Raw genomic sequence first — 23,593 nt, forward strand, 5'->3', positions numbered from 1 at the left:
TCGAGGAGGTGACCGCCTATTCGGCCGCGATCCGTTCCATCGCCATGGCACGAAGCCGGGCGCGCTGGATCTTCACGCCATTGGCGCTGTCGGTGACCGGGAATGCGTCGACGAGATAGATCCGGGCCGGCACCTTGTAGCCGGCGAGCCGCTCGCGTAGCCGCGCGGCCAGCGCCGCCTGCTGCGGCGGCTCTGCAGCCGCAATCACGAAGGCGACGCAGCGCGCCTGGCCCTTCAGATCCACCGCGACGACCTGGGCATCGGCCACGCCTGGGCAGGATTTGAGCTCGTCCTCGATCTCGCCGGGCGCGACGAGAAAGCCGCCGAGCCGCATCGCGTCGCCCGCGCGGGTCTCATAGACGAAGGCACCGTGGCCGCGCAGGCGGCCGATGTCGCCAGTGCGGAAGAAGCCGTCCGCGGTGATCGCATCCGCCGTGGCCTCGGGATTGTTGAAATAGCCGAGGAAGCGCGAGGGCGCGCTGATCTCGATTTCGCCGGACACGCCGTGGGCGGCGAGCTCGCCCGTCTCGGTGTCGCGCACGCGCACTTTTGCGTCAGGCGACATTGGCCAGCCGCCGCCTTCGATGCGGTCGGCGAAGGTATCGCTGCCGCGGGCAATCGAGAACAGCGCCTGTACCTCGCTCGAGCCGTAGAGGCCGAACAGCTTCATGCCGCGCGCTTCGGCCTCTGTGGCCAGCTCGCGCCAGCCGGGCTGGAATGCGGCGAAGCCGCAGATTTCGAGATGCGGGAACGGCCGCGGTGCCTCGGTCAGCGCGAGGATGCGGCGGAACATCTCGTCCGAGCCGAATGAATGTGTGATCTTGTGCTCACTGAGGATCTTCAGCGCCGGTGCCGCTTCGAAAGCGTCGAGCACATGGATGGTCGCGCCCGCGGCGATGAAGCCGAGCAGGCTCGTCATGCCGAAGGTGCCGCAGAACGGCAACATGGCCAGCAGCGAATGGCGCTGCGGATCGAGCTGGAGCGCATTGGCAACGGAGACGGCGTGGCTCGCCAGCGTCCGCTGCGAATGTGCAACGAGCTTTGGCCCCTTGGTCGTGCCCGATGTGGTGTAGAGCAGCACCGGTAGGTCGACGTTGTCCTGAGCCGGCGGGGCAGGTGGATGGACCTTATCGAAGGCATCGAAGCGCACGCACGGCCACTGCGCGGGAATCCTGTCCGCACCGACCACGGCAAGCTGTTGCAGCGCGGGGACCTCGTCCTTGGCGATGCCGGCGAGGATGGCGGCGAAATCGATCGAGCGAAACGCGGCCTCGACCACCATTAGCTTCGCGCCGGAGACGTTGAGCAGATGCGCGACCTCCGCGCTGCGGTAGCGCGTATTGACGGCGGCGACGATTGCGCCGAGCCGCGCGGCGGCGAACAAAAGCGCGATCCATTCGACCCGGTTGACCAGCCAGACCGCAACGACATCGCCCTTGCCGATGCCTTGCGCGGCAAGCCACGCAGCGGCCTGCTCGACCTTCGCCGAGAATTCCGCGCGCGAGATCGGTGTGTCGTCGAACACGATGGCGGGCTCGGCAGCCGCAGGGCGGATCAGCGATTGCAGCGAAAAATCGTTGGCGCTCATGGCAACCGGAGTAACCCGGCGGGGTGCAGCTGTCTACTTGGTGCCGAACATCCGGTCGCCGGCGTCGCCCAGGCCCGGCACGATGTAGCCGTGGTCGTTGAGCCGCTCGTCGATCGCGGCGGTCCAGACCGGCACGTCGGGATGCTCGCTCTGGAACTGCGCGATGCCCTCGGGCGCCGCCAGAAGGCAGACGAAGCGGATGTCGCGGGCGCCGCGCGCCTTGAGCAGGGAGGCGCCGGCGCAGGCCGAGTTGCCGGTCGCCAGCATCGGATCCATCAGGATCACGGTACGGTCGGACAGGTCCTGCGGCGCCTTGAAGTAATATTCCACGGCCTGCAATGTCTCGGGGTCGCGATACAGCCCAATATGGGCGATGCGCGCCGATGGCATCAGCGCCAGCATGCCATCGAGGAAGCCGACGCCGGCACGCAGGATCGGCGCCAGCGTGAGCTTCTTGCCGGCGATCTTCGGCGCCCGCATCGGCGCGATCGGCGTCTCGATCTCGACCAGCTCCAGCGGCAGATCGCGCGTCACCTCGTAGCACAGCAGCATCCCGATCTCGTTCAGGATCTCGCGAAAGCTTTTGGTCGAGCGGTCCTTCTCCCGCATCAGGGAGAGCTTGTGCTGGACCAGGGGGTGGGCGACGACATGGACGTTGCTGCTCATGAAACCGCTCTACACGGTTCCGTGAAATTGCGCCAGATCGGCCGGGTTTTTTCCGCGGGATACGCGGCCCCAGGCGGGCATCGCAGCCGCCATGCAGGCGCGGCTGCTTGCCTCGTAGGCAGCCATGGTCAATTCGCGGTCGAGATCCTAGACCCCGAGCCCGCGGGCCAGAAGCGTGATCACGAGCGTCAGGACCGCGCCCCAGATCAGGCTCAGGGTCATGGTCAGGATCGTCGTCGTGACCGCGTGCTCGAGATTTCCCTTGAGGAGCTGCATGCTAGCCGTCCGCCACCGCGGTGAGGCGCACACCGAGCAGCAGCGCACTCATCAGCGCAACCAGGATGGCGATCTTGAGTTCGATCATGTCGGCTGCCTCCTGGTCATGCGCGCCAGGTGCCGCATGGCTCCCTGCGCCAGCGCGATCAGCAGATTGCCGCGGTTCTCGACGTCGAGCTCGATCGTCTCGGTGGGCTCACACATTTGCAAGGTCATGGAGACCTCCCCGCGGCTCAGGCGTGCAGGTGCCAGACGTAGATTGCCGTCTTCAGCGCAATCAGCGCGGTGAGCACGCTAGCCATCGAGAGCAGGGTCAGCGCGCCGAGTGCGAGGCGCTTGAGCTGCGCCTTGCGTTCGGTTGACAGCCGCGCCGGGCGTTCGACGTGGAAGGGCCGGTCAAGGCCATGTGTCAGCATCGACATGTTGGAAGTCCTTGTCCTTGGCGCGGCGAGACGGCCGCTCCAATCTGCCGCTTATGATGTCCAGCGCTGCGTAGGATTGCGAGATGACCGCCGGGGTGCCGGCATAGGAATCGCATAAAGACGCCGACCGCCGCCGCGGCGTGTTCGGGGATTGCGGCAAGCTTGAACCCGTCGGTCTAGCCGAAGTTTTCACACGCGGCCGGCACGTAGACCGGATCGAGGGTCTGGCGCACCGAGGGAACGCTCGGCCGGGACGATTCGAGTTGCAGCGCCTGGACCTCGACGAACGCGGACAGGAGGGCGATCGCAAGATCGCCGTGGCGTCCCTCGACGGCCGCGTCCAGCCAGTCAGGCAGCACGCGTTCGCGCGAGAGCGCGCAATGCCATTCACCTTCATCATAGGCGATGCGGCGGACCTGCCAAAGCGGCAGCTCGATCTCCATCAGTGCGAGCGCGGCATCGGTCCAGGCCTCCGCGTCGATCAGGCGCATGAGGCGCGCGGTACGCTGGCTCCGGCCGAGCGAAGGAAGCTGCCTGCAGGCGTGGTCAATGATGTCGAGCATCAACAGCCGCGTCATCGCATGTGCATTGCCCAGACGCTTGCCGAGCGACGGCGGGTCGTAATGGCGGGAAGCGGCGATCATGTCAGGCCTCCTGGAATGGGCGTCGGTCAGTCGGCCGGCCTCTCCAAGATGGCTGGAACGGCATTTGAAAACGAGATGAGGAGGAGGCGAGAGATATAGGCATTTCATAAAGGCACGGGGACCGCCGGACCGGGCGCGCGGCCGTCTCCGGCCAATACCGGAGTGCCTCGCCAGTGTCATTTCGGCCAGCTCAGCCACGGCCGGTCTTTATGGGATTCCTATAAGGTCGCGAGAAGGCTCATCTCGAAAACCTATGCGCGTGATGGCACCTCGATGCGGTGAAAGCTCCGGCCGATCGCCGGAGTCATGCATTGCATTGGCGCGGCGCCGGCCGGATCCAGAGAGGGCCGGATATTCGTCGCGCAACGAGGAGCAATCCCATGATGGACATTCTCATGCTGGCGCTGGGCTTCGTCTTCTTCGCCCTTGCGATCGGCTACACCTATTCCTGCGAACGGCTGTGAGGGAGCGGACCATGATCTTCGACTATATCCTCGCCGGCGCCGTCTCGTTCGGCCTCCTGGTCTATCTCACCTATGCGCTGCTGCAGCCGGAACGGTTCTGAGCCGTGTTGCTGCTTGTCGAATTGCTGCTGGCCGACGTCCTCCTCGTCGCCGGCCTGCTCGTGCTGTTCCTGCCGCTGCTGCGCAGGACGGAAAGCCTGAAAGGTTGATTCCATGACCATGATCGGTTGGCTCCAGATTATACTCTTCTGCCTCATCATCGTCGCGCTCACGAAGCCGCTGGGCGGCTACATGACGCGCGTTTTCAATGGCGAGCGGACCTTCCTGTCGCCGGTGCTGCGCCCGATCGAGGCCGGCATCTACTGGATCTCCGGCGTCGACGAGAGGCGCGAGCAGCATTGGCTGACCTACACGGTCGCCATGCTGCTGTTCCATGTCGGCGGCTTCCTGATCATCTACGGCGTGATGCGGCTTCAGGCGATGCTGCCGTTCAATCCGGCAGGCCAGGGCGCGGTTGCCGAGGATCTCTCCTTCAACACGGCGATCTCCTTCATCACCAACACCAACTGGCAGAACTACGGCGGCGAGAGCACGCTGTCCTATCTCGTGCAGATGCTCGGCCTGACGCACCAGAACTTCCTGTCGGCCGCAACCGGCATCGCGCTCGCGGTGGCCCTGATCCGCGGCTTCTCGCGCGCCTCGGTGCGCACCGTCGGCAATTTCTGGGTCGACGTCACCCGCATCACGCTCTACGTGCTGCTGCCGATCTGCGTAGTCTACGCGTTGTTTCTCGTCTGGCAGGGCATGCCGCAGACGCTCGGCCCGTATGTCGAGGCGACGACGCTCGAAGGCGCCAAGCAGACCATCGCGGTCGGTCCCGTTGCCTCGCAGGTTGCGATCAAGATGCTGGGAACCAATGGCGGTGGCTTCTTCAACGCCAACGCTGCGCATCCCTTCGAGAACCCGACCGCGCTGTCGAATTTCGTACAGATGCTGTCGATCTTCCTGATCGGCGCCGCCATGACCAACGTGTTCGGCCGCATGGTCGGCAACCAGCGCCAGGGCTGGGCGATTTTGGCCGTGATGGGCGTGCTGTTCGTGGCCGGCGTCGCCGTGACCTATTGGGCGGAAGCGCACGGCACCTCGACCATGCAGGCGCTGGGTCTGACCGGCGGCAACATGGAAGGCAAGGAGGTGCGCTTCGGCATCGTCGCGTCCTCGTTGTTCGCGGTGATCACGACAGCAGCCTCCTGCGGCGCGGTCAACGCCATGCATGACAGCTTCACCGCGCTCGGCGGCATGATCCCGCTGATCAACATGCAGCTCGGCGAGATCATCATTGGCGGCGTTGGCGCCGGTCTCTACGGCATGCTGCTGTTCGTCGTGCTCGCGATCTTCGTCGCAGGCCTGATGGTTGGCCGCACGCCGGAATATGTCGGCAAGAAGATCGAGGCGCGTGAGGTCAAGATGGCGATGCTGGCGATCCTGGTGCTGCCGCTGATGTATCTCGGCTGGACCGCGGTCGGCGTGGTCTACCCGGCAGCGGTGGCCTCGATGGCCAATGCCGGCCCGCACGGTTTCACCGAGGTGCTCTACGCGTTCACCTCGGCAACGGGGAACAACGGCTCGGCGTTTGCGGGCCTCACCGGCAACACCTTCTTCTACAACCTCACGCTCGCATCCGCGATGTTCGTCGGCCGCTTCTTCATGATCGTGCCGGCGATGGCGATCGCGGGCTCGCTCGCGGCCAAGAAATCGATCCCGCCGTCGGCAGGTACCTTCCCGACCACGGGCGGGCTGTTCGTCGGTCTCGTCGTCGGCGTGATCCTGATCATCGGCGGCCTGACCTTCTTCCCGGCGCTCGCGCTCGGCCCGATCGTCGAGCACCTCGCGATGAACGCCGGCAACGTCTTCTGATTGGTTCGGAGTGACCTCCATGGAAACGATGAAACTGCAAAAGCGCGCCCCGATGTCGGCGATGCTCGATCCCAAGATCGTGCTCCCGGCGATCCGCGCCTCCTTCACCAAGCTCGATCCGCGGCTGATGGTGAAGAACCCGGTGATGTTCATGGTCGAGATCGTGGCCGCGCTGACCACCGTGATCTTCCTGCGCGATGTCGCGACGGGAGGTGCCGGCCTCGGCTTCACCTTCCAGATCATCCTCTGGCTCTGGTTCACGGTGCTGTTCGCCAACTTCGCCGAAGCGGTCGCCGAAGGCCGCGGCAAGGCGCAGGCCGACTCGCTGCGCAAGACGCGCACCGAGAGCCAGGCCAAGCTGCTGACCGGTGCAGGCGAGGCCTTCAAGCTGGTGCCCGGCACCAGCCTGAAGGTCGGCGACGTCGTGTTGGTCGAAGCCGGCGATACCATCCCCTCCGACGGTGAGGTGATCGAGGGCGTCGCCTCCGTCAACGAGGCCGCCATCACCGGTGAGTCCGCGCCCGTCATCCGCGAATCCGGCGGTGACCGCTCGGCGGTGACGGGCGGCACGCAGGTGCTGTCCGACTGGATCCGCGTGCGCATCACGGCGGCGCAGGGCTCCACCTTCATCGATCGCATGATCAAGCTGGTCGAGGGCGCCGAGCGCGCGAAGACGCCGAACGAGATCGCGCTCAACATCCTGCTCGCCGGCCTCACCATCATCTTCGTGTTCGCAACCGTCACGATCCCGAGCTATGCAGCCTATGCCGGCGGCTCGATCTCGGTGATCGTGCTGGTCGCGCTGTTCGTGACGCTGATCCCGACCACCATCGGTGCGCTCTTGTCGGCGATCGGCATCGCCGGCATGGATCGCCTGGTGCGGTTCAACGTGCTGGCAATGTCGGGCCGCGCAGTCGAGGCCGCCGGCGACGTGGACACGCTGCTGCTGGACAAGACCGGCACCATCACCCTGGGCAACCGCCAGGCCACCGCGTTCCGCCCCGTGCGCGGCGTCACCGAGCAGGAGCTCGCCGACGCAGCCCAGCTCGCCTCGCTTGCCGACGAGACCCCGGAGGGCCGTTCCATCGTCGTGCTCGCCAAAGAGAAATACAGCATCCGCGGTCGCGACATGGCCGAGCTTGGTGCCACCTTCATCCCGTTTACGGCGCAGACCCGCATGAGCGGCGTCGATGCCGGTGGCTCGTCGGTGCGCAAGGGCGCGGTCGATGCCATGCTCAACTACGTCAGCGGCGGCGCGCCGCTGGCCGTCGCCTCGGGCAATGCGGCCCGTGTCATCCAGCCCGCGCCGCTTTCGGAGGTTGGCCGCGAGATCCAGGCCATTGCCGACGAGATCTCGAAAGCCGGCGGCACGCCGCTCGCGGTCGCGAAGGACGGCAAGCTGCTCGGCGTCATCCAGCTCAAGGACATCGTCAAGGGCGGCATCCGCGAGCGCTTTGCCGAACTGCGCCGCATGGGCATCCGCACCATCATGATCACCGGCGACAACCCGATGACCGCAGCTGCGATCGCGGCGGAGGCTGGCGTCGACGACTTCCTGGCGCAGGCAACGCCCGAGGACAAGCTCAAGCTGATCCGCGACGAGCAGGCCAAGGGCAAGCTGGTCGCCATGTGCGGCGACGGCACCAACGATGCGCCGGCGCTCGCGCAGGCCGACGTCGGTGTCGCCATGAACACCGGCACGCAAGCGGCCCGCGAGGCCGGCAACATGGTCGATCTCGACTCCAACCCGACCAAGCTGATCGAGGTGGTCGAGATCGGCAAGCAGCTCTTGATGACGCGCGGTGCGCTGACGACGTTCTCGATCGCCAACGACGTCGCCAAGTACTTTGCGATCATCCCGGCGATGTTCCTGGCGTTCTACCCGCAGCTCAACGTGCTCAACATCATGAACCTGTCGAGCCCGCAGAGCGCCATCCTGTCGGCGATCATCTTCAACGCCCTGATCATCATCGCGCTGATCCCGCTGGCGCTGAAGGGCGTCGCCTATCGCGCCGTCGGCGCCGGCGCGCTGCTCCGCCGCAATCTGTTGATCTACGGCCTCGGCGGCATCGTCATTCCCTTCATCGGCATCAAGGCGATCGATCTCGTCGTGGTCGCCTTGCATCTGGCCTAACCGCTCACTGCGAGGAGCAAATCTCTCCGTCATTCCGGGGCGCCTCGGAGAGGCGAACCCGAAATCTCGAGGTTCTCAGGTGCGCAAGTGCGCACCAGGTTCGATGCTGCGCATCGCCCAGGAACGACGGCAGGGATGGTTCGCTCGCAATGACGAACGTAATCGGAGAAATCACATGCTCAGAGAAATCCGCCCCGCGATCGTCCTGTTGCTGGTGCTCACCGCCATCACGGGTCTGGCCTATCCGCTCGCGATGACCGCCATTGCCGGCGCTATCTTCCCCGCGCAGGCGAACGGAAGCCTTATCGAGAAGGACGGCAAGGTGATCGGCTCCGCCCTGATCGGGCAGGAGTTTAGGGACGACCAATATTTCCACGGCCGCCCTTCGGCGACGCTGGCGCCGGACCCCAATGATTCGACCAAGACGGTCCCCGCGCCCTACAACGCCGCCAACTCCGGCGGCTCCAACCTCGGCCCGACCAGCAAGGCGCTGGCCGACCGGATGAAGGAGGATGTCGACAAGCTCAAGGCGGAGAATCCGAATGCCGCCGTGCCGGTCGATCTGGTTACGACCTCGGCCAGCGGCCTCGATCCCGACATCTCGCCCGAGGCCGCGCAATTCCAGGTGCCGCGCGTCGCCAAGGCCAGGAATATGCCGGAAGACCAGCTCAAGCAGCTCGTGTCCGCCAACACCCAGGGCCGCCTGCTCGGCCTGCTCGGCGAACCCCGGGTTAACGTTCTCGCGCTGAACCTCGCACTCGATCGCGCGACGGCGAAGTAGCAGTCTATGCCCGTGGCATCAGGATGATTATATTGCCCTGATGGTCCGAGAGCGCCGCGATTCCGAACAACGTCCCTCGCCCGAGGCGCTGCTGGAGGCAGCGCGGCGGGAGGAGAGCGCGAGCGGCAAGCTGAAGATCTTCGTCGGTGCCGCTCCCGGCGTCGGCAAGACCTACGAGATGCTGCAAAGCGCCCATGCCCGGCGCAAGGCCGGCATCGACGTCGTGGTCGGCTTCGTCGAGACCCATGGCCGCGCCGAGACCGAGGCCCTGGTGCGCGACCTCGAGGTCGTCCCGCGCAAGCGGCTCGATTACCGCGGCCAGACGGTCGAGGAGATGGATCTCGACGCCGTGATCGCGCGCCGCCCGCAAATCGCGCTGGTCGACGAGCTCGCCCATACCAATGCCGCAGGCAGCCGTCATCCCAAGCGCCATCTCGACGTCGAGGAGCTGCTCTCGCACGGCATTGACGTCTACACCGCCGTCAACATCCAGCACATCGAGAGCCTGAACGACGTCGTCGCCCAGATCACGCATGTCCGCGTGCGCGAGACCGTGCCGGATTCCATCTTCGACCGCGCCGATGCGATCGAGCTGATCGATCTCACCCCGGACGACCTGATCCAGCGCCTGAAGGAGGGCAAGGTCTACGTCCCCAAGCAAGCCGAGCGGGCGCTGGAGCACTATTTCTCGCCTGGCAATTTGACCGCGCTGCGCGAGCTCGCGTTGCGGCGCACCGCCGAACGGGTCGACGAGCAGCTGCTCAACCATATGCAGGCGAACGCCATCGCCGGCCCCTGGGCCGCGGGCGAGCGCATCCTCGTCTGCGTCAGCGAGGATCCGCGCGCGGCCGGCCTCGTGCGCTACACCAAGCGGCTGGCCGACCGGCTGCATGCACCGTTCACCGCGGTTTCGATCGAGACGCGGCGGTCCCTGCAATTGTCCGACGAGGAGCGCGACCGGCTCGCCGATACGCTGCGACTCGCGGAATCGCTCGGCGGCGAGGCACTGACCATTCCAGCCGTCGGCCGCCGCATCGCCGACGATGTCGTCAATTTTGCGCAAGGCAACAACGTCACCCAGATCGTGATCGGCAAATCCACGCGCTCGCGCTGGTTCGAGATCACGCGCGGCTCCGTCGTGCATGATCTGGTGCGCCGGGCCGGCAATATCAGTGTCCACGTCATTCCGGGCGATGAGCTCGCGAGTGAGCCGCCACCGAAGACTGCGGTGCAGACCGCGGCGCGCTCGGAGCCGTTCGACGCGCGTCCCTATCTGAAGGCGCTCGGGATTACCGCGCTTGGCCTCGCCGCAGCGGTGGTCATCAAGCCGTATTTCGGTGTCGAGAACGTCGACCTGATGTTCCTCACGGCGGTGGTGGCCGTCGCCGTGCGCTACGGGCTGTGGCCGTCGCTGCTTGCGAGCATCGCGGCGTCGCTGGCCTATAACTTCTTTTTCCTTCCGCCGGTCTACACCTTCACCATCACCGATCCAACCAATGTCGCGGCCTTCTTCTTCTTCATGCTGATTGCGTTCGTGGTCTCGAACGTCGCGGGACGGGTGCGTACGCAGGCCGATACCGCGATCGGCCGCATCAGGACCACCGAGCAGCTCTATGCCTTCAGCCGCAAGCTCGCCGGCACGGCCACGCTCGACGACGTGCTGTGGGCAACGGCTTATCAGATCGCGCTGATGCTGAAGGTCCGCGTCGTGCTGCTGTTGCCGGAGGACGGCCTGCTCACGGTGAAGTCAGGCTATCCGCCAGAGGACCAGCTCGACCAGGCCGACCTCGCCGCCGCCAACTGGGCCTGGAGCAATGATCGCCCGGCAGGCCGCGGCTCGGACACATTGCCGGGCGCCAAGCGGCTGTTCCTGCCGATGCGCACCGGGCGCGGTCCGATCGGGGTCATCGGCATCGACAACGATCGCACCGGCCCGCTGCTGACGCCGGACCAGCGCCGGCTGTTGGATGCACTGGTCGACCAGGGCGCGCTCGCGATCGAGCGCGTGCTGCTGGTCGAGGACATGGACCGCGTCAGGCGCACCGTCGAGTCCGAGCGCTTGCGCTCCGCGCTCCTGACATCGATCTCGCACGATTTGAAGACGCCGCTCGCCTCCGTGCTGGGCGCGGCCTCGACCATGCGCGATCTCGCCGGCGCGCTGTCCGACACCGAGAAGCGCGATTTGCTCGCGACCGTGATCGACGAATCCGAGCGGCTCAACCGCTTCATCGCCAACCTGCTCGATATGACCAAGCTCGAGTCTGGCGCCATCGTGCCGAACACTGCATTGCACGATCTCGGCGAGATCGTCGGCAGCGCGCTCAGGCGCGCGAGCAAGATATTGACCGCCCACAAGGTGGAGCTGGTGCTGGCCGCCGATTTGCCCATGCTCGAGCTGGATGCCGTGCTGTTTGAGCAAGTGTTGTTCAATTTGCTCGATAATGCCGCCAAATATTCGCCGCCGGAAACCACAATCTCGATCAAGAGCCGGCGCGAGCATGATCAAGTGGTGTTGGAGGTCGCCGACGAGGGCGGTGGCATCCCGCCCGGCGAGCTCGAGAGTGTGTTCGACAAGTTTTATCGCGTGCAGAAGGGTGATCATGTTCGGCCCGGCACAGGGCTTGGCCTTGCCATCTCCCGCGGCTTCGTCGAGGCGATGCGCGGCACGATCTCGGCCGCCAACCGCAGCGATCGCAGCGGCGCCGTGCTCACCATCCACTTGCCTGTCCCGGCACAGACCCGCGCATTGGATACCGCCGCATGAGCGCCGCCCCGATCAAGGTCCTGGTCATCGACGACGAGCCGCCGATCCGCAAATTGCTGCGGATGGGCCTCGCGACGCAGGGCTATGAGATCCTGGAAGCCACGAACGGCAAGATGGCGCTGGAGAAGCTCACGGAGGAGCCGGCGCTGATCATCCTCGATCTCGGCCTGCCCGACATCCAGGGCCACGAGCTCTTGCGCACCATCCGCGCCCGCAGCGAGGCCGTGCCGATCGTGGTGCTGTCGAGCCGGGGCGACGAGGCCGGCAAGGTGCAGGCGCTCGATCTCGGCGCCGACGATTACCTCACGAAGCCCTTCGGCATGGACGAGCTGCTGGCGCGCCTGCGCGCCGCGCTGCGGCATCAGCTCCAGGCGCAGGGCGAGCGCCCAATCTTCCGCACCGGCGATCTCTCCGTCGATCTCGTCCGCCGCATCGTCAAGGTCGGCGAGCGTGACGTGAAGCTGTCGCCGAAGGAATATGATCTCCTGCGGGTGCTGGTCCAGCACGCGGGCAAGGTGCTGACCCACCGTTTCCTGCTCAAGGAGCTCTGGGACGAGCTGACCGATGCGCAATATCTGCGCGTCTATGTCCGTCAGCTCCGCCAAAAGATCGAAGCCGATCCGGAGCGCCCGCAATATGTGTTGACCGAGACGGGGATCGGGTATCGGCTCAAGGCGGGGGATTAAGCGTAGCTCGGCGGCATCGAGTGCTGGTTTGAGGCAAACTCGTCATGGCCGGGCTCGTCCCGGCCATCCACGTCTATCGGCATGCGAGGACGCGCGTGGATGCCCGGGTCAAGCCCTGGCATGACGGCGGAGCTTGTGGCGCGCGCCTGCTTCCGCAATGACGGAGCAAATCAGCCCGCCTTCCGGTGCCTTGCCGTCGTCCGATGCGTCTTCCGTGCGCTGCGTTGCCGCCCGGTCGCCCGCCGTGGGTGCGACTTCGCCGCCGTCTTCTTCCCGCCGCGCCCCTTCAGGCTCTGTTTCAGCGCATCCATCAGGCTGATGACGTTGCTCGGCCGTTCCTCGGGCTCCGGCAGCTCGATCTTCTTGCCGCTCGCCTTGCGCTTGACCAGCGCCTTCAATGCGGTCTCGTACTCGTCCTTGAACTCACTGGGATCGAAATGCGCCGCCTTGGTGTGGAGGATGTGCCCGGCGAGCTCAACCATGTCCTTGGTGACCTTCGGGCTCTTGATGTCGCCAAAGAACTCGCCCTCGTCGCGCAGCTCGTAAGGGAAGCGCAGCGTGGTGCCGAGCAGGCCCTTGCCGAGCGGCTCGATCGCCATGATGTGCTCGCGGTTGGTGAGCACGATCTTGGCGAGCGCGACGCGCTCCTGGTCCTTCATGGCATCGCGGATCACGGCAAAGGCGTCGACCGCCGCCTTGCCGTCGGGCGCGATGTAATAGGGATGGTTGAGATAGCGCTGATCGATCTCCTCGCGCGGCACGAAACTGTCGATGTCGATGGTGTGGTTGCTCTCGATCTGGACGGCTTCGAGCTCCTCCGGTTCGATCTCGACATATTTGCCCTTGCGCAGCTCGTAGCCGCGGGCCTTCTGGTCGCTCTCGACGACCTCACCGGTCTCGGAATCAATCATCTGCTGCTTGAGCCGGTTGCCGGTCTCGCGATTGATCATGTGAAACCGCGTCTTCTCGGCGGCTGTTGTCGCGGGGTAGAGCACGACCGGGCAGCTGACCAGCGACAGCTTCAACGTTCCCTTCCAATAGGCGCGTGGGGCCATTCCATTCTCCAGCGATTCCAAGGCGTTTTGGAACCCCAACCGTCCGCCAGGGTTTTGGTTCCGGGCAGGACTTTCGCCGTGATAGACTTTGACTCTGACAAGAGAAGCGGGACCGGTCGTGCTGCAAAAACTCTCCACTTACCGGAAAAAGCGAGATTTCGGAAAGACGCCGGAGCCCTCGGGCAAGACCGCTGTGGCGCCGTCCGAACAGCGACGTTTCGTGATCCAGAAGCATGACGCAACACGGCTGCACTACGATCTCAGGCTCGAGTTCGACGGCGTCTTCAAGTCCTGGGCGGTGACCAAAGGGCCATCGCTCGATCCTCACGACAAGCGGCTGGCGGTCGAGGTCGAGGACCATCCGCTCGACTATGGCGATTTCGAAGGCACGATTCCGGAAGGCCAGTATGGCGGCGGGACGGTGATGCTGTGGGACCGCGGCACATGGGAATCGGACGATCCGGACGCCGGCTTTAGGAAGGGCGATCTCAAATTCACCCTGCATGGCGACAAGCTGCATGGCAGCTGGGTGCTGGTGCGCATGCGCAATCGCGGCGGTGAAAAGCGCACCAACTGGCTCCTGATCAAGCATCGCGACGAATATGTCCGAGAGGGCGCGGATAACGACATTCTCGATCAGGACAGATCAGTCGCCTCCGGTCGCACGATGGACCAGATCGCCGAAGGCAAGGGCCGCGCGCCAAAGCCGTTCATGCTGGCGAAGGGCGCCAGGGGCAAGGCCAATGCGGTCTGGCAGTCCAACCGCGCCGAGGAGACGAAGGGGAAGACGATCAAGCCCGCGCCGCGCGCCGCGTTGCAAATGGGCAAGACTGCAAAGACCGCGAAGAAAAAAGCCACAACCGCGACGAACGCCAGGGAGGTCGCGGAGATGCCGGATTTCGTCCCGCCGCAGCTCTGCACCTCAGTCGAGCGTCCGCCGGCCGGCGACGGCTGGTGCCACGAGATCAAGTTCGACGGCTATCGCGTGCAGCTCCGGGTCGAGGACGGCACGGCGACGCTGAAGACGCGCAAGGGCCTGGACTGGACCGACAAGTTTGCCTCGATCGCGAAGGAGGCAGGCGTGCTGCCGGACGTCATGATCGATGGCGAAATCATCGCCCTCGACCATAACGGCGCGCCGAATTTTTCCTCGCTCCAGGCCGCGCTGTCGGACGGCAAGACCGAAGATCTGATCTTCTTCGCCTTCGATCTCCTCTTCGCGGAGAACCAGGACTATCGCCGCCTGCCGCTCAGCGAGCGCAAGGCCCGACTGAAAGAGCTGCTGGAAGCGCGCAAGCGGAAGTCGAGCCAGATCCGCTATGTCGAGCATTTCGAGAGCGGCGGTGATGCCGTGCTGCAATCGGCCTGCAAGCTCGAGCTCGAAGGTGTGGTCTCGAAGAAGCTCGACGCGCCCTATCGCTCGGGACGCACCGAGAGCTGGACCAAGGCCAAATGCCGCGCCGGCCACGAGGTCGTGATCGGCGGCTACAAGACCACCGACGGCAAGTTCCGCTCGTTGATGGCCGGCGTGCATCGCGGCGATCATCTCGCTTTCGTCGGCATGGTCGGCACCGGGTTCGGCGCCGACAAGGTCAAGCGCATCATGCCGTCGCTGAAGGCAATGGAGGCCAAGGAGAGTCCGTTCGGCGGCAAGAACGCGCCGAAGAAGACGCGCGACGTGCACTGGCTGAAGCCCGAGCTCGTCGCCGAGATCGAGTTTGCCGGCTTCACCGCTGACGGTAACATCCGCCAGGCCGCGTTCAAGGGGCTGCGCCAGGACAAGCCGGCCGAGGAGGTCGAGGCGGAAACGCCCGTCGACACCGAGCTGGCAAAGCCTTCGGCGAGAAAGCGCGCCACGCCGACGTCCAGAAAGAAGGACGCCGGCACTGCGGAGGTCATGGGTGTCGTCATCTCCAAACCCGACAAGGAGCTGTGGCCGGACGATGGCGAGGGCGAGCCCGTCACCAAGCTGGATCTCGCGCGCTATCTCGAAGCGGTCGGCGAGTGGATGATCGTGCATCTCAAGGGCCGACCCTGCTCGCTGATCCGCGCCCCCGACGGTATCAGGGGCGAGTGTTTCTTCCAGCGCCACGCCATGCAGGGGACGTCGAACCTGCTGGAGCTCGCGCGCGTCTCGGGGGACCGCAAGCCATACTTGCAGATCGATCGCATCGAGGGGCTCGCGGCCGTGGCGCAGATCGGCGGCGTCGAGCTGCATCCCTGGAATTGCGCGCCCTATGCCTATGACACGCCGGGCCGGCTGGTGTTCGATCTCGATCCGGCACCGGACGTCGATTTCGCCGACGTCGTCGAGGCTGCCAAGGAGATGCGGCAGCGGCTGATCGACATCGGCATGGACAGCTTCTGCAAGACCACCGGCGGCAAGGGCCTGCATGTGGTGGTGCCGCTGCTCCACGGCGCGCGCGACAAGGTGAGCTGGAAGGAAGCCAAGGCGTTTGCGCAAGGCGTCTGCCGGTGGATGGCCGACGACGATCCCGAGCGCTATCTGCTCAACATGTCGAAGAAGCTGCGCAAGGGAAAGATCTTCCTCGATTATCTGCGCAACGACCGGATGTCGACGGCGGTCGCCCCGCTGTCGCCGCGTGCCCGCGCCGGTGCCACGGTGTCGATGCCGCTGAGCTGGTCGCAGGTGAAGAGCGATCTCGATCCGAAGAAATATACGTTGCGCAGCGTGCCCGGCCTGCTGCCGCGCTCGAAGGCGTGGGAGGGTTATGACGATGCGGCGGCGTCGATCAAGTCCGCGATGAAGAAGCTGGCGGCGAAGGTGAAGTAGGTCCTTTCAAGGACGTCATTCCGGGCTGCGCGAAGCACAGACCCGGAATCCAGAGGTTTGTGGCGCAAGATTCCGGGTTCGCGCTTGCGCGGGCCCCGGAATGACGGCTGTGTCGCTAGATCCGCCCCATCAGGAGCAGGATCAGCAGGATGATAATGACGAGCCCGAGGCCGCCGCCGCCGTAATAGCCGGTGCCGTAGAACGGGCCGCCGCCGATGCCGCTGAAGCCGCCGAGCAGGGCGATGACAAGAATGATCAGAATGATCGTCCCGATAGACATGCGAATCTCCTCCAGCCCTTTACTGAAAGGGTCGTTTGCAACCTGTCCCGTTATGCGAATGGCAACTTGCCGCAGGTTTTATAGTTCCCACATTGAAACACGGCCGAACCACCATCTTGCATGGAACCTTTGTTGGTTCGGCCGGCATGACTAAGTGAGACCAGTCAGCACAGGGCACGGCCATGTCAGCACCGCTCGTCGTTTCCATTCCGCATCGTCTCGGCCGGGAGGAGGCGGTACGCCGGCTCAAGAGCGGCCTCGGCCGCGCGGCCGCCAGCATTCCCGTGATGCAGGTCGAGGAGGAGCGCTGGAGCGGCGACACTCTGGCCTTCCGCATCCGCGCGCTCGGGCAGATCGCAACCGGACAGGTCGATGTTGCCGATGATCACGTCAAGGTCGAGGTGGTGCTGCCCTGGCTGCTGCAGCGCTTCGCCGAGATGGCGCAGGCGACGATCAAGAAGCGCGGCCAACTGCTGCTGACCAAGGATGGCGGGAAGTGAGTTTCAGGCGCGCATGCGCTGTCGTGCGGGCCTGATGGTGCTCGCTGCGCTGGCCACGACGACCGATGCGGGGAAGTCGCTGAAAGGCTGCGCAAGCGGCAATTCATGGCCGGCAAAACCGGGCACGGTGTAGCCGTCGAGGTCCACGGTTGCGTCAAGCGTTTCGAATGCGGGCCACTCCCGGCCGGCCCGCGTGAAAGCGGCGAACTGTCGTCCAACCACGACGATCATCGCGGCCCGGCCGTATCGTCGGGCGAACGCGATGACATGATCTGCGTGCGCGCCGCGCACCTCCAGCGGCTGGTAGTCGCCCTGCACGAAGGCCTCGGCGAACTCGTTGCGCAGCTTGAGCAGATGTCGCGTCCAGGCCAGCTTGAGCCGGCCGTCCGGCCAGCTCTTGATCAGGCCGCGCCAATCCGGATTGTCGAGATCGCCCAGCGCGGCATGCCGCGCGGAAAAATCCACGGGGCGGCGGTTGTCGGGATCGACCAGCGAAAGGTCCCAGAATTCGGTGCCCTGGTAGAAATCGGGCACACCGGGCAGCGTCGCCTTCAGCGTGAGCTGGCTCAGCCCGTTCAACGCGCCGAGCAGCGCGACGCGGCGGGCGAGGGTCTGCAGCGCCTCCAGGAATTCGCCCGACAGCGCGGGATCGAGGATCTTTGCGATGAAGCTTTGGATGCCGTTCTCATAGGCCTCATGCGGATTGAGCCAGCTGGTCTCCTCCTTGCCCTCGCGTGCCGCCTTCAGCGCGTAAGCCTGGATGCGCTCGATGAAGCCGGCATCAAGCGGCTCTTGAAGCGGCCAGGCTCCGAGCAGGGTCTGGTAGAGCATGTATTCGAACGTCGCCGACGGCGCGCGCAGATTGCCGTGGAGCGCAAGATGTGGCGCGTTGAGCACCTTCCAGCGCGACACCGCGCTGGTCCATTCGCCCGGGATCTCGCTGAGCGCCGCGATCCGCGCCCGGGCATCCTCGCCACGCTTGGTGTCGTGGGTCGCGGTTGCCGTCATCCCCTGCGGCCACTCCCTGGCGCGCGCCTTCATCGCCTCGTGGAAGGCGGCAATGGTGAGACCAGTGCTCGCGGGATCGCCGCCGACTTCGTTCAGCGCGAGCAGCCGGTGGAACTGGTAGAACGCGGTGTCCTCCAGCGACTTCGCCATCATCGGCCCGGTGAACTGCTGCACCTTCAGCGCGAAGCGGCGCACGCGCGGGGCGCTGTGCGGCGGGCGCCCGGGCTTGAGCAGGTCCATGGTCAGGGCATCGCGCAGGAAGTCGAAAATGCCCTCGTCGGCGGCGAACCATTCGCCGCGGGCGCGCGCGATGGTTTCGTCGATCAGCTTGCGGTCGAGTGCGGTCGGGCCGCTGTGTGTGAGATAGGTACGGTAGACGGGGAAATGCAGCACATAGAGCTCGAGCGCCTGCCGCAGGCTGTCGGCGGAAAAATCGCGGGTCGAGTAATGGCCGTTGGCGATGCGCGCGAGCAGGCGCGTCAGCACGGTGAATTCGGAGGTCAGCAGCGTCTCCAGGACGCGCCGCTTGGCATCCTTGACGTAAGGCGCAAGCCGCGGCGGCCGGTTGCTGATCTGCCGCCAGGTCTCGTCCAGCGCCTCCAGCCCCTTGGCATCGACGAGGACGTGCGTGATCGCATTCATCCACTCATAGCCGGTCGTACCCTGCACGCCGGCGAAGTGCGGCAGCTTCTCGTGCTCGCACAGGATTTTCTCGATCACGGTGTAGAACGGCTTTGTGTTGCCCTGTGCGTCGCGCACCAGCCGGCGCAGCCGCTGGCAATATTGCGCGGGATCGCGCAGGCCATCGATGTGATCGAGCCGGATGCCTTGCAGCCCGCCCCCGGCAACGAGCTGCTTCACCAGCCGGTGCGCGGCGGCGAAGGTCCCGGGGTCTTCGACGCGCAGGCCCGCGAGCCCGTTGACGTCGAAGAAGCGGCGATAGTTGATGTCGCTGGAGGCGAGCCGCCAGTGCCCGAGCTTGTAATGCTGGCGCTCCAAAAGATGATGCAGCGCCAGCGTCTGCGCCGGGCGATCTTTTGCCGCGCGATAGGCCGCGAGGCCGTGGGTGATGATGTCGGCGGCGCCTGCGATATCTCTCAGCTCCGCCTTGAAGCCAGGAGCTTCCTTGCGATTCGGACGACGCAAGCCCGTGTAGCGCGCGGCGAGCGAGAGGAGACGCTTGCCGGCTACGGTATCGGCGGCGTCCGCCTCCTTTACGATCACGCGCAGCATTTCGCCATAGCGCTCCGGCGCGATCGGCAGACGATGCTCGAAATACCAGGCGGAAAAACTGCCCTCGTCCGGATCGTAGCGCAGCTCGATCTCGCCGCGCTCCAGCGCCTCGCCGTAGGACGCGCCGAGGATCGGCAGCAGCACGCCGCCGCGGGCACGGTAGGCCAATTGATCCCAGTCGATGTCGAAGGACACCGCGTGCGGCGAAGCCTGGCCCCATTCCAGCACGTCCAGCCACCAGGGATTGTCGGCAAAGTGCACGCCGACATGGTTCGGCACGAAATCGATGATGAGGCCGAGGTCGTGCTGCTTCAGCGCATCGCTCAGCCGCGCAAAACCGGCTTCGCCCCCAAGCTCGGGATTGAACTGGCTGTGATCGACGGTGTCGTAGCCATGGGTCGAGCCCTTGCGCGCCTTCATCACCGGCGAAGCGTAGAGATGCGTGATCCCCAGCGCCTTGAGATATGGCACCACTGCGGCAGCCTTGTCGAAGTCGAAATCCGCGGTGAGCTGAAGCCGATAGGTCGCGAGCGGAACGGCGGGAGGCATGTCAACCTCCGATGCGCCAGACCACCGACCAGGGCGGGAGCCGCTCGCCGGCAGCATTGCCCCAGATCGGCGTGCCGGCATTGCTGTCAGAGTGCGTGATGTCCTTGTCCGAGAGATTGGCGATGAGACGCAGCGTCGTGCCGTCGCCCATCCGCCAATGCGCGGTGAGCAGGCCGTTGTCGGCAGCCTCTGCATCGCCGAAGCGCGCCCCCTTCAGCCGCGGCGCGATCTCCTTGCGGCGGAGCATGAGCAAGTCGCGGACCAGCGCGAGCCGCTTGTCCTGCTCCGGCGTGCGGCCTGTCCAGTCGAGCACAGCCGATTGCAGTGTGGCCGGATCGAGCGGGTCGGGCACCTCGTCGCCGTATTTCTCGTAAGCCCAGGCATATTCCTGCTTGCGGCCCTTGCGCACGGCGTCGGCGAGGCCGCCATTGAAGTCGCAGAAGAACGGGAACGGCACGGTCGAGCCCCATTCCTCGCCCTGGAACAGCATCGGCACCATCGGCGCCAGCAAGGTCACTGCGAGCGCGGCTTCGATCTGCTGCGGCGAGGCCAGGCTCTCGAGCCGGTCGCCGAACGGACGGTTGCCGATCTGGTCGTGGTTCTGCAGGAAGTTGACGAAGGTTGCGGGCGGCAGCTCGCCGCTCGGCTCGCCGCGCGGCTTCTTGCCCCAGAATTCCGAGATCTCGCCCTGATAGACGAAGCCCGACGCCAGCGCGCGCGCGAGGTCCATGCGCGGCGTCTGGTAGTCGCCGTAATAGCCGTTGAGCTCGCCGGTCAGCATCACGTGCCAGACGTGGTGATAATCGTCGTTCCACTGCGCGCGATACTTGCCGTTCGGCGGCTCCTGCGCGGCATCGAGCAGGCTGGCGCGATTGTCGCCGTTCTCCAGCACGAGGTGGATGTGCCGCCCGGTGGCCTTGGCGAGCTCGCCGGCGGCGGCGCTGAGGTCCTGCAGCATCGACTGCTCGCCGGGCACCGCCATGATGTGATTGGCAGCATCCAGCCGCAAGCCGTCGAACCGGTAGTCGCTGAGCCAGGACAGCGCGTTCTCGACCGCGAATGCGCGCACCTGGGGCACGCGATAGTCGATCGTGCTGCCCCAGGGCGTATGCGCGTCGGTGAAGAAGGCGGGCGCATAGCGGCCGAGGTAATTCCCCTCTGGGCCGAAATGATTGTAGACGACGTCGAGGAACACCATCAGCCCGCGCAGATGCGCCTCGTCGATCAGCGCCTTCAGATCCTCGGGCCGGCCATAGGCGCTGTCCGGTGCGTACCAGAGCACGCCGTCATAGCCCCAGCCGCGACGGCCGGCGAAATCGGCGAGCGGCATCAGCTCGATCGCGGTGATGCCGGTGGCGACGAGATGATCGAGCTTGTCGATCATGGCGCGGTAGGTGCCTTCCACCGTGAAGGTGCCGACATGGGTCTCGATCAGCACCGTCTCTTCCCAGGGGCGGCCGCGCCAGTCGCGCGCGCGCCAGGTGAAGGCCTCGTGGTCGATCACCTCGCTCGGGCCGAACACATCCTCAGGCTGGAAGGCTGAAGCCGGATCGGGCACGTCGATCTCATCGTCGATCCTGAACTTGTAGGGAGTGCCGACGGCAAGACCGTCAATGTCGGCGACATACCAGCCGTCCTGCCGCCGCTGCATCGCGTGCCGTCGCTCGAGCAGCAGATCGACGCGGCGCGCACCGGGCGCCCACAGGCGGAACGACACGCCGTCTTTCGTCGGCCTCGCCCCGAACGATGGCCTCATGGCGCCCCCGCGAAGGCGAGCACGGAGCGCGGCGGCGCCTTGCTGTCGCTACCGGGCAGGAAATCAATGCTGTTCAGCTTGGCATCCGTCGTGTTCAGGATCTGCTGCCAGCTCTTGTATTCGTCGATCTCGGGCAATTTGAATGCGATCTCTTCGGGGGCGGCGTTCAGAACGATAAAGATCGCAGCCTCGCCCGGTTCCACCGGACCCACCACATAAGAGAGGAACCGCCCTTCCGGAAACTTCCAGTCGCTTTCCGTCATCTCGTCGCCGGCCGGCGTCAGCCACAGTGCGCCGTAGGAGGCGCCGTCGGCAAGACGTCCGTCGAGCCAGCGATGGCTGCGAAGCTGCGAGAAGCGGCGGCGGATGTCGGCGAGCTGGCCGACGAAATCGACCATGTCCTCGCCATCCTTGCCGAGATTGCCCCAGCCGACCCAGCCCACCTCGTTGTCCTGGCAATAGGCGTTGTTGTTGCCGGATTGCGAATTGCCGACCTCGTCGCCGGCCAGCAGCAGCGGAACGCCCTGCGCGAGCATCAGGCAGGCCAGCACGTTCTTGCGCAGCTGCCGCCGCAGGCTGAGGATTTGCGGATCATCGGTCGGGCCCTCGACACCGCAATTGTTGCTGTGGTTGTCGTTGGAGCCGTCGCGATTGTCCTCGCCATTGGCCTCGTTGTGCTTCTCGTTGTAGCTGAAGAGGTCGGCGAGCGTGAAGCCGTCATGCACGGTGATGTGGTTGATGCTGGCGCGCGGCCGCCGGCCGTCATGGTTGAACAGGTCGGATGACGCCGTCATGCGGCTGGAGATGTCGCCGATCAGGCTGCCTTCGCCGCTCCAGTAGCGGCGCATGGCGCTGCGATAGCGATCATTCCACTCCGACCATTGCGACGGGAAGGCGCCCACCTGATAGCCGCCGAGGCCGAGGTCCCAGGGCTCGGCGACCAGCTTCACGTTCGCCAGCACCGGATCCTGCCGGACCGCGGTCAGGAACGAGCTGCCGCGGTCGTAGCCGTTCGGCCCGCGCGCGAGCGTGGTGGCGAGATCGAAGCGGAAGCCGTCGACATGGCACACCTCGACCCAGTAGCGCAGCGAATCCATCACCATTTGCAGCACGCGCGGATGGGTGAGGTTCACCGACGAGCCGCAGCCGGTGAAGTCGTCGTAATAGCGCGGGTTCTCGCGGTTCAGCCAGTAATAGGAGGCATTGTCGATGCCGCGATAGCACAGCGTCGGGCCGAGATGATTGCCCTCGGCGGTGTGATTGTAGACGACGTCGAGCATCACCTCGATGCCAGCATCGTGTAGCCGCGCCACCGTGGTGCGGAACGAATCGAGCGCGTTGTCCTGGGCGTAGCGCGGCTCCGGCGCGAAGAACGACAGCGTGTTGTAGCCCCAGTAGTTGGCAAGCTTCTTCTCGACCAATATACGGTCATCGACGAAGCTGTGGATCGGCAAGAGCTCGATGGTGGTGACGCCGAGCTTCTTCAGGTGCTCGATCATGGCGGGCGAGGACAGTCCGCCATAGGTGCCGCGCAAATTCGGCGGCACATCATCGCGCTTCTGCGTCAGGCCCTTGACGTGGGCCTCGTAGATGATGGTGTCCTCCCAGGGGATGTGGGGGCGGATCTCGCGGCGGCCCCAGTTGAAGGTCTCATCGACCACGACGGCCTTGGGCATGCCGCGCGCGTTGTCGCGCCGGTCAAAGGAGAGGTCCTCGCGCGGCGAGCCGGTGCGGTAGGCGAAATGCGCGTCGCTCCAGACCAGCCGTCCCGCAAGCCGCTTGGCATAGGGATCGAGCAGCAGCTTGTTGGCATTGAATCTATGGCCGTGCTCGGGCTCGTAGGGGCCGTGCACGCGGTAGCCGTAGAGCTGCCCCGGCGAGACATCATTGAGATAGCCGTGCCAAACGTCCTCGGTGCGTTCGGGCAATTCGATGCGCTCGAGTTCGCGCCGCCCCTGCGTGTCGAACAGACAGAGCTCGACCTTCTGGGCGTTGGCGGAGAACAGCGCGAAATTGGTGCCGCGTCCGTCCCAGCTTGCGCCGAGGCGTGCGGGCGATCCGGCGGTCAGGCGCATG

20 protein-coding genes are annotated in these 23,593 nt (G+C 65.4%); 9 read left to right on the top strand and 11 right to left on the bottom strand.

Going from position 1 to position 23,593, the window contains the following annotated elements:
• Nucleotides 1-16: 16 nt before the first annotated feature.
• The 6 genes from ACVWY3_RS38370 to ACVWY3_RS38395 form a co-directional block, all read right to left on the bottom strand.
• Entirely contained in the window at nt 17-1,588 is a 1,572-nt protein-coding gene (locus ACVWY3_RS38370; RefSeq protein ID WP_456843090.1) for an AMP-binding protein, read from the bottom strand.
• Between the two features lie 33 nt (nt 1,589-1,621).
• Nucleotides 1,622-2,254: a uracil phosphoribosyltransferase gene (gene upp / locus ACVWY3_RS38375; RefSeq protein ID WP_456843091.1), complete on the bottom strand. Its 633-nt coding sequence runs from the start codon at nt 2,252-2,254 to the stop codon at nt 1,622-1,624.
• Nucleotides 2,255-2,401: 147 nt separating this feature from the next.
• Entirely contained in the window at nt 2,402-2,530 is a 129-nt protein-coding gene (locus ACVWY3_RS38380) for a hypothetical protein (protein ID WP_265441509.1), read from the bottom strand.
• A gap of 84 nt (nt 2,531-2,614) precedes the next feature.
• Complete coding sequence (locus tag ACVWY3_RS38385) at nt 2,615-2,746, bottom strand: hypothetical protein (RefSeq protein WP_456843092.1); 132 nt, start codon at nt 2,744-2,746, stop codon at nt 2,615-2,617.
• A 17-nt stretch (nt 2,747-2,763) separates the two neighbouring features.
• Nucleotides 2,764-2,952 carry a hypothetical protein gene (locus tag ACVWY3_RS38390; protein ID WP_456843093.1) on the bottom strand — a complete coding sequence of 63 codons (189 nt, stop codon included), beginning with the start codon at nt 2,950-2,952 and terminating at the stop codon, nt 2,764-2,766.
• A 176-nt stretch (nt 2,953-3,128) separates the two neighbouring features.
• A complete protein-coding gene (locus tag ACVWY3_RS38395) occupies nt 3,129-3,596 on the bottom strand; it encodes a hypothetical protein (RefSeq protein WP_456843094.1) in 468 nt (155 codons plus the stop codon).
• Nucleotides 3,597-3,907: 311 nt separating this feature from the next.
• Between ACVWY3_RS38395 and ACVWY3_RS38400 the strand changes: the two genes are divergently transcribed.
• The 7 genes from ACVWY3_RS38400 (at nt 3,908) to ACVWY3_RS38430 (ending at nt 12,342) form a co-directional block, all read left to right on the top strand.
• The gene (locus tag ACVWY3_RS38400) at nt 3,908-4,060 is read left to right on the top strand and encodes a hypothetical protein (protein ID WP_456843095.1); all 153 of its coding nucleotides are present in this window, start codon (nt 3,908-3,910) and stop codon (nt 4,058-4,060) included.
• A gap of 11 nt (nt 4,061-4,071) precedes the next feature.
• Nucleotides 4,072-4,161: a K(+)-transporting ATPase subunit F gene (locus ACVWY3_RS38405; RefSeq protein WP_456843096.1), complete on the top strand. Its 90-nt coding sequence runs from the start codon at nt 4,072-4,074 to the stop codon at nt 4,159-4,161.
• Between the two features lie 112 nt (nt 4,162-4,273).
• Nucleotides 4,274-5,977, top strand: a complete 1,704-nt coding sequence (kdpA, locus tag ACVWY3_RS38410) for a potassium-transporting ATPase subunit KdpA (protein ID WP_456843097.1) — start codon at nt 4,274-4,276, stop codon at nt 5,975-5,977.
• 19 nt (nt 5,978-5,996) lie between these two features.
• Nucleotides 5,997-8,111 carry a potassium-transporting ATPase subunit KdpB gene (gene kdpB, locus ACVWY3_RS38415; protein WP_456843098.1) on the top strand — a complete coding sequence of 705 codons (2,115 nt, stop codon included), beginning with the start codon at nt 5,997-5,999 and terminating at the stop codon, nt 8,109-8,111.
• Nucleotides 8,112-8,286: 175 nt separating this feature from the next.
• Nucleotides 8,287-8,892 (top strand): K(+)-transporting ATPase subunit C, encoded by a 606-nt coding sequence (locus ACVWY3_RS38420; protein ID WP_456843099.1) that lies wholly within the window; start codon nt 8,287-8,289, stop codon nt 8,890-8,892.
• A gap of 40 nt (nt 8,893-8,932) precedes the next feature.
• Nucleotides 8,933-11,656 (top strand): DUF4118 domain-containing protein, encoded by a 2,724-nt coding sequence (locus ACVWY3_RS38425; protein WP_456843100.1) that lies wholly within the window; start codon nt 8,933-8,935, stop codon nt 11,654-11,656.
• Entirely contained in the window at nt 11,653-12,342 is a 690-nt protein-coding gene (locus ACVWY3_RS38430) for a response regulator (RefSeq protein WP_456843101.1), read from the top strand. The genes ACVWY3_RS38425 and ACVWY3_RS38430 overlap by 4 nt, the downstream gene beginning before the upstream one ends.
• A gap of 170 nt (nt 12,343-12,512) precedes the next feature.
• Here ACVWY3_RS38430 and ku read toward each other — a convergent pair whose 3' ends face one another.
• On the bottom strand, nt 12,513-13,397 hold the full coding sequence (gene ku, locus ACVWY3_RS38435; protein ID WP_456843102.1) for a non-homologous end joining protein Ku: 885 nt from the start codon (nt 13,395-13,397) through the stop codon (nt 12,513-12,515).
• Nucleotides 13,398-13,515: 118 nt separating this feature from the next.
• On the opposite strand from ku, the gene ligD reads away from it, so the two are divergent.
• The gene (gene ligD / locus ACVWY3_RS38440) at nt 13,516-16,191 is read left to right on the top strand and encodes a DNA ligase D (protein ID WP_456843558.1); all 2,676 of its coding nucleotides are present in this window, start codon (nt 13,516-13,518) and stop codon (nt 16,189-16,191) included.
• A 115-nt stretch (nt 16,192-16,306) separates the two neighbouring features.
• On the opposite strand, the gene ACVWY3_RS38445 is transcribed toward ligD, so the two are convergent.
• Nucleotides 16,307-16,471, bottom strand: coding sequence for a DUF3309 family protein (locus ACVWY3_RS38445; RefSeq protein ID WP_084298933.1), 165 nt, complete (start codon nt 16,469-16,471; stop codon nt 16,307-16,309).
• Nucleotides 16,472-16,653: 182 nt separating this feature from the next.
• Here ACVWY3_RS38445 and ACVWY3_RS38450 point away from each other — a divergent pair, with 182 nt between their 5' ends.
• On the top strand, nt 16,654-16,971 hold the full coding sequence (locus tag ACVWY3_RS38450) for a polyhydroxyalkanoic acid system family protein (protein WP_200498563.1): 318 nt from the start codon (nt 16,654-16,656) through the stop codon (nt 16,969-16,971).
• 3 nt (nt 16,972-16,974) lie between these two features.
• On the opposite strand, the gene treY is transcribed toward ACVWY3_RS38450, so the two are convergent.
• From treY to glgX, 3 genes are read right to left on the bottom strand one after another with little or no spacing between them, the layout of a single operon-like run.
• Nucleotides 16,975-19,761 carry a malto-oligosyltrehalose synthase gene (gene treY, locus ACVWY3_RS38455; protein ID WP_456843103.1) on the bottom strand — a complete coding sequence of 929 codons (2,787 nt, stop codon included), beginning with the start codon at nt 19,759-19,761 and terminating at the stop codon, nt 16,975-16,977.
• A 1-nt stretch (nt 19,762) separates the two neighbouring features.
• Nucleotides 19,763-21,517: a malto-oligosyltrehalose trehalohydrolase gene (treZ, locus tag ACVWY3_RS38460; protein WP_456843104.1), complete on the bottom strand. Its 1,755-nt coding sequence runs from the start codon at nt 21,515-21,517 to the stop codon at nt 19,763-19,765.
• Nucleotides 21,514-23,592, bottom strand: a complete 2,079-nt coding sequence (gene glgX, locus ACVWY3_RS38465) for a glycogen debranching protein GlgX (protein ID WP_456843105.1) — start codon at nt 23,590-23,592, stop codon at nt 21,514-21,516. Before glgX ends, treZ begins: the two co-directional genes overlap by 4 nt.
• Nucleotide 23,593 lies beyond the last annotated feature (1 nt).

It is taken from the genome of Bradyrhizobium sp. USDA 4486 (assembly GCF_054057995.1).

Excerpts from the sequence above, each read along its gene's own strand:
- ACVWY3_RS38370 (WP_456843090.1), bottom strand. The coding sequence starts at position 1,588 with ATGAGCGCCAACGATTTTTCGCTGCAATCGCTGATCCGCCCTGCGGCT.
- upp (WP_456843091.1), bottom strand. The coding sequence starts at position 2,254 with ATGAGCAGCAACGTCCATGTCGTCGCCCACCCCCTGGTCCAGCACAAG.
- ACVWY3_RS38380 (WP_265441509.1), bottom strand. The coding sequence starts at position 2,530 with ATGCAGCTCCTCAAGGGAAATCTCGAGCACGCGGTCACGACGACGATC.
- ACVWY3_RS38385 (WP_456843092.1), bottom strand. The coding sequence starts at position 2,746 with ATGACCTTGCAAATGTGTGAGCCCACCGAGACGATCGAGCTCGACGTC.
- ACVWY3_RS38390 (WP_456843093.1), bottom strand. The coding sequence starts at position 2,952 with ATGTCGATGCTGACACATGGCCTTGACCGGCCCTTCCACGTCGAACGC.
- ACVWY3_RS38395 (WP_456843094.1), bottom strand. The coding sequence starts at position 3,596 with ATGATCGCCGCTTCCCGCCATTACGACCCGCCGTCGCTCGGCAAGCGT.
- ACVWY3_RS38405 (WP_456843096.1), top strand. The coding sequence starts at position 4,072 with ATGATCTTCGACTATATCCTCGCCGGCGCCGTCTCGTTCGGCCTCCTG.
- kdpA (WP_456843097.1), top strand. The coding sequence starts at position 4,274 with ATGACCATGATCGGTTGGCTCCAGATTATACTCTTCTGCCTCATCATC.
- kdpB (WP_456843098.1), top strand. The coding sequence starts at position 5,997 with ATGGAAACGATGAAACTGCAAAAGCGCGCCCCGATGTCGGCGATGCTC.
- ACVWY3_RS38420 (WP_456843099.1), top strand. The coding sequence starts at position 8,287 with ATGCTCAGAGAAATCCGCCCCGCGATCGTCCTGTTGCTGGTGCTCACC.
- ACVWY3_RS38425 (WP_456843100.1), top strand. The coding sequence starts at position 8,933 with ATGGTCCGAGAGCGCCGCGATTCCGAACAACGTCCCTCGCCCGAGGCG.
- ACVWY3_RS38430 (WP_456843101.1), top strand. The coding sequence starts at position 11,653 with ATGAGCGCCGCCCCGATCAAGGTCCTGGTCATCGACGACGAGCCGCCG.
- ku (WP_456843102.1), bottom strand. The coding sequence starts at position 13,397 with ATGGCCCCACGCGCCTATTGGAAGGGAACGTTGAAGCTGTCGCTGGTC.
- ACVWY3_RS38445 (WP_084298933.1), bottom strand. The coding sequence starts at position 16,471 with ATGTCTATCGGGACGATCATTCTGATCATTCTTGTCATCGCCCTGCTC.
- ACVWY3_RS38450 (WP_200498563.1), top strand. The coding sequence starts at position 16,654 with ATGTCAGCACCGCTCGTCGTTTCCATTCCGCATCGTCTCGGCCGGGAG.
- treY (WP_456843103.1), bottom strand. The coding sequence starts at position 19,761 with ATGCCTCCCGCCGTTCCGCTCGCGACCTATCGGCTTCAGCTCACCGCG.
- treZ (WP_456843104.1), bottom strand. The coding sequence starts at position 21,517 with ATGAGGCCATCGTTCGGGGCGAGGCCGACGAAAGACGGCGTGTCGTTC.
- glgX (WP_456843105.1), bottom strand. The coding sequence starts at position 23,592 with ATGCGCCTGACCGCCGGATCGCCCGCACGCCTCGGCGCAAGCTGGGAC.